Consider the following 7,238-nt stretch of genomic DNA (forward strand, 5'->3'; position numbering starts at 1 on the left):
TCAGACGGCCTGCAGGGTAGCCGCAAAGCGGCGCTGCAAAACCCGCGAACAACCCAGAATGTCCTGGCTGCCTACTCCGTCAGGAGCGTACTCCAGTGCATTGCAGTTGCAGGCCAGGGCATGGCTGATGGCCTCATCCTGCGACACGGTGCCCAGGATCTGTGTACCCAGCAGTTCCTGATAGATCTGCTTGATCTCGCGGCTCAACTGCCGTGACTCATCAACCTGGTTAATCAGGAAGGACACATCGGGCGCCTGCTGACGCGCTTGAGCATAGGTTTTGATCAAACCCTCGATCTTCGACAAAGCCGTGTAAGACGCGGCATCGGTGAGCGTCACGACCAATACGTCGGTGGCCACTGACAGCGCCTGGCGCAGATACACCGATGGCCCGGGCGGCGTGTCGAGCATCACCACGCTCGCGCTTGGCAAGTGCATAGCCGCCAGACGGCGTGCCAGATAGTCCGGCTCGTCAATCAATTGCTGTTCGAACTGCAGGCGCTGCTCTTCACTGACATCACCATAGGGCAGCAACAGCACACCGCTTTCACTGGACACGCAGCGTTCACGCCAATCCCGCAAAGATGACTCGGCAAGGCCCGAGGTCATGGCTTGAGTCAGTTTGAAGTGATGCTGCAGAGCATTTTGAGGGTCAAGATCGAACGCCAGTACGCTGTGCCCCTGGCGCTGCAAGGCCACTGCGAAGTTGGCCGACAAGGTCGTTTTGCCGACGCCCCCCTTGGCTGACACGACAGCCACGATCCGACTTGGAACAGCCGCAGAGGGTTGCGGCGTCGCTTCACCGCGCAGGCGAGCCAGGCGCCCTTGCAACCCCTGCGCAGACCAGACATCGCTTGCGCCCTCACCCGCATTACTGGGCGCAGGCATCGCAGCAAGATTGCAGAGAGGTGGGAGTGGCGGGGTCGTATCAGGTGCTACCGGTGAGCGCACCGGCTCAACGAACTGCGCAGGCTCGTCAGCGAACCTGATGTCGTCCCTGGGCATCTCCTGATAACTCTCGGGGGCTCCGCCAAACCACTTGAACAAACCACTGATGTCACGAGATACGCTCATAACTTGGTTTTCCCCCTGAGTGCTCTGGGCAACCCGCCATTGGCGACGTCAAAAAAACGTCTAAAACCAAAAAGGATCGTGATAAGCGTCAATATTATATATGGTCGCCATACTGTCAAGATGACAGCACACAACAATTAAGCAGCTCATCGGAGCGATGCCGGCGTCAAAAAACCGCCCTTATACAACCAGGGGAAGGAGGGACATATCTGCTAGGGAGAGCCGGGAGCATCGATATGAAACGATGCAGGCAGGACATCAGATGGGGCCTCACACACAGCAGCTACAGCCGCTGCGTGTGAGGTAACACAGGCTTAGCGGGACACCGCCGTGCTCTCGCTGGCGGTTTCCTCCATGGCTTGCTGCAGCGCTTTCTTGCGTTTCTCTTCGGCGCGCTGGCTGAAGAACCAGGCCAAGAAGGTGGCAAAGGACACCACCAACAGGATCAGGCTGGCCACCGCGTTGATCTCTGGCTTAACCCCCAGGCGTACGGCAGAGAAAATCTCCATCGGCAGAGTGGTCGAGCCTGGTCCAGAGACGAAGCTGGCTAGCACCAGATCGTCCAGCGACAACGCGAAGGACATCATCGCCCCCGCCGCCAGCGACGGCACGATCATCGGCACGGTAATCAGGAAGAACACCTTCCAAGGCCGCGCGCCCAAATCCATAGCGGCTTCTTCGATGGACAGATCCAGCTCACGCAGACGCGACGACACCACCACGGCCACATAAGCCGAGCAGAAGGTGGTGTGGGCGATCCAGATAGTGGACATGCCACGCTGCTCCGGCCAACCGAACAGTTGCGCCATCAGTACGAACAGCAGCAGCAGAGACAGACCGGTTATCACCTCGGGCATCACCAGTGGCGCGGTGACCAGACCACCAAACAGCGTACGCCCCTTGAAGTGGGTGATGCGCGTCAGCACAAAGGCCGCCAGGGTGCCGAGAATCACCGCCGCGATGGCGGTATACAGGGCAATCTCCAGCGAGCGGGCCACCGCACTCATCAGTTGGGTGTTGTCCAGCAGTCCGACATACCACTTCACCGACCACCCCCCCCAGACGGTTACCAGTCGCGAGGCGTTGAACGAGTAGATGACCAGAATCACCATCGGCAGGTAGATGAACGCCAGCCCGGCCCAGAGCATGATGCTGGAGAAACTCACACGCTTCATGGGCGTCCCTCCAGCTCTTTCGCCAGGCTTCTGGTTGGAGAGCCGGTTGAACAGGATGCGGCGCTCATTGCGATTAGCTCAATCATGGCCGACCCTCCAGCTCTTTCGCCTGGTTACGGTTAAACAGGATGATCGGCACCATCAGGATCGCCAGCATGACCACCGCCAGGGCAGACGCCACCGGCCAGTCGCGGTTGTTGAAGAACTCCTGCCACAGCACCTTGCCGATCATCAGCGTCTCCGGGCCGCCCAGCAGCTCAGGAATGACGAACTCGCCGACCACCGGGATGAACACCAGCATGGAGCCGGCGATGATGCCGTTCTTCGACAGCGGCACGGTGATGCGCCAAAAGTTGTTGAAGTTGCTCGACCCCAGGTCGGAGGCAGCCTCCAGCAGGGTGTGGTCGTGCTTCACCAGGTTGGCGTAGAGCGGCAGGATCATGAACGGCAGGTAGGAATAGACCACGCCGATGTACACCGCGATGTTGGTGTTGAGGATCTGCAGCGGCTCATCGATCAAACCGATACCTTGCAGGAAGCTATTGAGCAGACCGTTGTTGCCGAGAATCCCCATCCAGGCATAGACGCGAATCAGGATCGCGGTCCAGGTCGGCATCATGATCAGCAGCAGGTAGACGGTCTGCCGATCCTTGGGTGCACGGGCAATGGCATAGGCCATCGGATAACCGATCAGCAGGCACAACAGGGTGCTGAAGAAGGCGATCTGCAGTGAGCCCAGGTAGGCCGACAGGTACAGGGCATCCTCACTGAGGAAGATGTAGTTGCCCAGATTCAGCAGGATGGTCAGCTTGTTGTCCGCCCATTCGTAGATTTCCGTGTAGGGCGGAATGGCCACGTCGGCTTCGGCAAAGCTGATCTTCAGCACAATGATGAAGGGCAGCAGGAAGAACAGGAACAGCCACAGGAACGGAATGCCGATCACGGCATGCCGCCCACTGGGCAGATAGCGCGAGAGTTTGGCCGGGTTCATGATTGCAGTACCACGCCGCTGTCGTCTTCCCAATACACCACCACCGGATCATCCCAGGTCGGCCGCTTACCACGGCGCTCGGCGTTGGCGATAAAGCATTGCACCACCGGGCCAGCATCGAGCTTGACGTAGTACACCGAATGACCGCCCAGATAGGCGATGTCGTGCACGTGGCCACGGCTCCAGTTGTACTGCGGGTGCTCGTGGTCGGCCGGCAATTCGGTGGCCATCAGCAGTTTTTCCGGGCGTAGGGCGTAGGTGACCTTCATGTCCTCGGCACGGGTGCTGATGCCGTGGCCGATGTAGATGGGCTTGTCTAGCTGCGGGCAACTGATGATGGCGTGGTCGGCATCGTCAGTGGTGATCTCGCCATCGAACAGATTGACGTTACCGATGAACTCGCACACCAGGCGGTTGGCTGGCGATTCGTAGATATCCACCGGGCTGCCGGTCTGGGCAATCCAGCCCAGGTGCATGATGGCGATGCGCTGGGCCATGGTCATGGCCTCTTCCTGATCGTGAGTCACCATCACGCAGGTCACACCAACGCGCTCGATGATCTCCACCAGTTCCAGTTGCATCTGCGAGCGCAGCTTCTTGTCCAGCGCTCCCATGGGCTCATCGAGCAGCAGCAGCTTCGGGCGCTTGGCCAGCGAACGGGCCAGGGCCACGCGCTGACGCTGGCCGCCAGAGAGCTGGTGCGGCTTACGCTTGGCGTACTGGGTCATGTGCACCAGCTTGAGCATCTCGGCCACGCGCTCGTCGATCTCGGCCTTGGGCAACTTGTCCTGCTGCAGACCGAAGGCGATGTTCTGCGCCACGGTCATGTGCGGGAACAGCGCGTAAGACTGGAACATCATGTTGATCGGCCGCTGGTACGGCGGCATGTCGGTGATGTCCACGCCATCGAGGATGATGCGCCCTTCGGTGGGGCGCTCGAAGCCCGCGAGCATGCGCAGCAGGGTCGACTTGCCGGAACCGGAGCCACCCAGCAGAGCGAAGATCTCACCCTTGTTGATGGTCAGCGACACATCGTCAACGGCCACGGTCTCATCGAACTTCTTGGTCACCCGATCGATCTTCACCAGCACCTCTTTCGGTGTCTGGCTCCCTTCGAGGGCTTTTTTGTAGGCGCTGGAGGCGACAGCCATTATCGGAAAACTCCCGGAAGATTGTGCCCGACCCCTACAGCCGGGCAGGAAGGATTACTGACCCGACTTAACCTTGGTCCAGCTACGGGTCATCAGACGCTGCACTTTCGCCGGCAATTCGGCGGAGATGTACAGCTTGTCCAGTACAGCCTGCGACGGATAGACGGACGGATTGTTGCGCACATCCTGATCCATGAACTCACCGGCCTTGATATTGGGGTTGGCGTAACCAACGTAATCGCTGACCTCGGCGATCACCTGCGGATCGAGCAGGTAATTGATGAAGGCGTGAGCCTGGTCGGAATTGGTCGAGTCCACCGGGATAGCCAGCATATCGAACCAGAGGTTGGCGCCTTCTTTGGGGATGCTGTAGGCGATCTCGATGCCCTTGCCTGCTTCCTCGGCACGGTCGGCGGCCTGGAAGACATCGCCGGAGTAGCCGAAGGCCACACAGATATTGCCGTTGGCCAGATCAGAGACGTACTTCGAGCTGTGGAAGTACGTCACGTAGGGGCGTACCGCCATCAACTTCTCTTCGGCTTTCTTGTAGTCGTCCGGGTTGGTGCTGTTGGGGTCGAGCCCCAGGTAATTGAGCATGGACGGAATCATTTCGTCAGCCGAGTCGAGGAAAGCCACCCCACACTGGCTGAGCTTTTTGATGTTCTCGGGCTCGAACAACACCGACCAGGAGTCGATCTCGTCGACACCCAGAACTTCCTTGACCTTCTCGACGTTGTAACCGATGCCATTGGTGCCCCATAGGTAAGGCACGGCGTATTGGTTACCGGGATCGTTGGCTTGCAACTGCTTGAGCAGCGCGGGATCGAGGTTGTTCCAGTTGGGCAGTTTGCTGCGATCGAGCGTCTGGAAGGCACCGGCTTTGATCTGCTTGCCAAGGAAGTGGTTGGATGGCACCACCACGTCGTAACCGGTACGCCCGGCCAGCAGCTTGCCTTCGAGGGTTTCGTTGGAGTCGAACACGTCGTAAATCGGCTTGATACCCGTCTTGGCCTCGAAATTGGCCAGGGTCTGCTCACCGATGTAGTCGCTCCAGTTATAAATGTGCACTTCCTGCTGAGCCAGAGCGGCTCCGCTCAGGGTAGCGGCTGCCAGGGCGATCAGAGTCTTGGGCAGGGTTACTCGCACAGTTTCATCCTCGCTTCGGTGCACCGCTGAAAAAAGCGCGGCACTTTATCGGAAAACGCGTTGGGAATCAGCGACCGTAAGACGCAGCTCAAGTCGCTTCACAGGGCATCGGGCCCGCACGCGCATATCGTTGGCTATCGTGCCCCGCTCAGGGCTCTTGGAAAAACCTGGCGGGTAAACCCGCCAGGTCGCACTACACCGCGATCAGCGACCCGATTTGATCTTGGTCCAACTGCGGGTCATGTTGCGCTGCACGGCAGGCGCCAGATCCGGGAAGGTGTAGATCTTCTTCAGCACTTCAGGGCTTGGGTAGACGCCCGGATCAGTGCGCAGAGTCTCGTCCACCAGCGGCGTGGCAGCGGCGTTACCGTTGGGGAACTGCACGTAGTTGGTGATGCTGGCCATCACTTCCGGCTTCATCAGGTAGTTGAGGAAGGTGTGCGCAGCCTCGACGTTCTTGGCATCAGCCGGCACGGCGAGCATGTCGAAGAAGGAACCAGCGCCCTCTTTCGGAATGTTGTAGCCGACGGTCACACCATTCTTGGCTTCTTCAGCGCGAGCCTTGGCCTGGTAGATATCACCCGAGTAGCCGATGGCGACGCAGATGTTGCCGTTGGCCAGGTCGGAGATGTACTTGGAGCTGTGGAAGTAGGCCACAGACGGGCGAATCTTCATGAACAGCTCTTCGGCTTTCTTCAGCTCATCGCTCTTGCTGCTATCCGGGGCATAACCCAGGTAGTGCAGTGCGGCTGGCAGGATTTCGGTCGGCGAGTCGAGGAAGGACACACCGCAGGCCTTCAGCTTTTCCATGTTCTCCGGCTTGAATACCAGATCCCAGGAATCGACCGGCGCGTTTTCACCCAGCACGGCCTTGACCTTCTCGACGTTGTAGCCAATGCCGATGGTGCCCCACATATAAGGGATCGAGTACTGGTTGCCCGGATCGCTCGGCTCCAGCGCCTTGAGCAGATCTTTGTCGAGGTTCGACCAGTTCGGCAGTTTGGACTTGTCCAGTTTCTGGAACACGCCGGCCTTGATTTGCTTGGCCAGGAAAGGGTTGGACGGTACGACCACGTCATAGCCCGAGCTGCCAGCCAGCAGTTTGGCTTCCAGGACTTCGTTGCTGTCGAAGACGTCGTAGACAACCTTGATGCCGGTTTCCTTCTCGAAGTTGGCCAGGGTGTCTTCGGCGATGTAATCGCTCCAGTTGTAGACATGCAGCACTTTGTCCTCTGCCTGCGCAACGCCTGCAAAGGCGGTGGCCAGGGACAACGCGAGAAGGGTCTTGCCGAATATTTTCATGCGTACAGCTCCTGTTGTCGTGTCTATATTCCGAAGGTGCGCGGCACCTGCGGGAATGGCTGGCCAACGCACTGGCGCAGTCTGGCAAGGTCATGGCAGCGATACAACTTTCCAGTCATCATCTGGCCAGCCCTGCCACTGCGCAATGCAGATCCTGCAGAGTCAGATCCAGGCACTTGCGCGCCTTTTCCACCAATTCGTCGATCTCGGCCGGACTGATTACCAACGGCGGCGCGATGATCATGGTGTCGCCCACCGCGCGCATGATCAGGCCGTTGTTGAAGCAGTGCCCCCGGCAGACCATGCCAGCGGCCACGTCATCCGGGTAACGCTTGCGCGTCGCTTTGTCCTGCACCAGCTCGATGGCGCCAAGCATGCCCAGACCACGAACCTCACCCA

General features: G+C 59.2%; 6 protein-coding genes and 1 pseudogene. All 7 read right to left on the bottom strand.

What is annotated here, in order from left to right:
* Entirely contained in the window at positions 1 to 1,074 is a 1,074-nt protein-coding gene (bcsQ, locus tag AERO9A_RS12665; protein ID WP_306109802.1) for a cellulose biosynthesis protein BcsQ, read from the bottom strand.
* Positions 1,075 to 1,388: 314 nt separating this feature from the next.
* A complete protein-coding gene (locus AERO9A_RS12670) occupies positions 1,389 to 2,249 on the bottom strand; it encodes an ABC transporter permease subunit (protein WP_159972292.1) in 861 nt (286 codons plus the stop codon).
* A gap of 82 nt (positions 2,250 to 2,331) precedes the next feature.
* Positions 2,332 to 3,213 (bottom strand): ABC transporter permease subunit, encoded by an 882-nt coding sequence (locus AERO9A_RS12675; RefSeq protein ID WP_178111137.1) that lies wholly within the window; start codon positions 3,211 to 3,213, stop codon positions 2,332 to 2,334.
* A 23-nt stretch (positions 3,214 to 3,236) separates the two neighbouring features.
* Entirely contained in the window at positions 3,237 to 4,391 is a 1,155-nt protein-coding gene (gene potA, locus AERO9A_RS12680) for a polyamine ABC transporter ATP-binding protein (RefSeq protein ID WP_159972294.1), read from the bottom strand.
* A gap of 54 nt (positions 4,392 to 4,445) precedes the next feature.
* Positions 4,446 to 5,537 (bottom strand): polyamine ABC transporter substrate-binding protein, encoded by a 1,092-nt coding sequence (locus AERO9A_RS12685; protein WP_159972295.1) that lies wholly within the window; start codon positions 5,535 to 5,537, stop codon positions 4,446 to 4,448.
* Between the two features lie 204 nt (positions 5,538 to 5,741).
* Positions 5,742 to 6,839, bottom strand: a complete 1,098-nt coding sequence (locus AERO9A_RS12690; protein ID WP_159972296.1) for an extracellular solute-binding protein — start codon at positions 6,837 to 6,839, stop codon at positions 5,742 to 5,744.
* 118 nt (positions 6,840 to 6,957) lie between these two features.
* Positions 6,958 to 7,238, bottom strand: a pseudogene (locus AERO9A_RS12695) (aminotransferase class III-fold pyridoxal phosphate-dependent enzyme); the annotation flags it as partial.

The sequence above is a fragment of the Pseudomonas sp. 8Z genome, assembly GCF_902506535.1.
Classification (GTDB): domain Bacteria; phylum Pseudomonadota; class Gammaproteobacteria; order Pseudomonadales; family Pseudomonadaceae; genus Aquipseudomonas.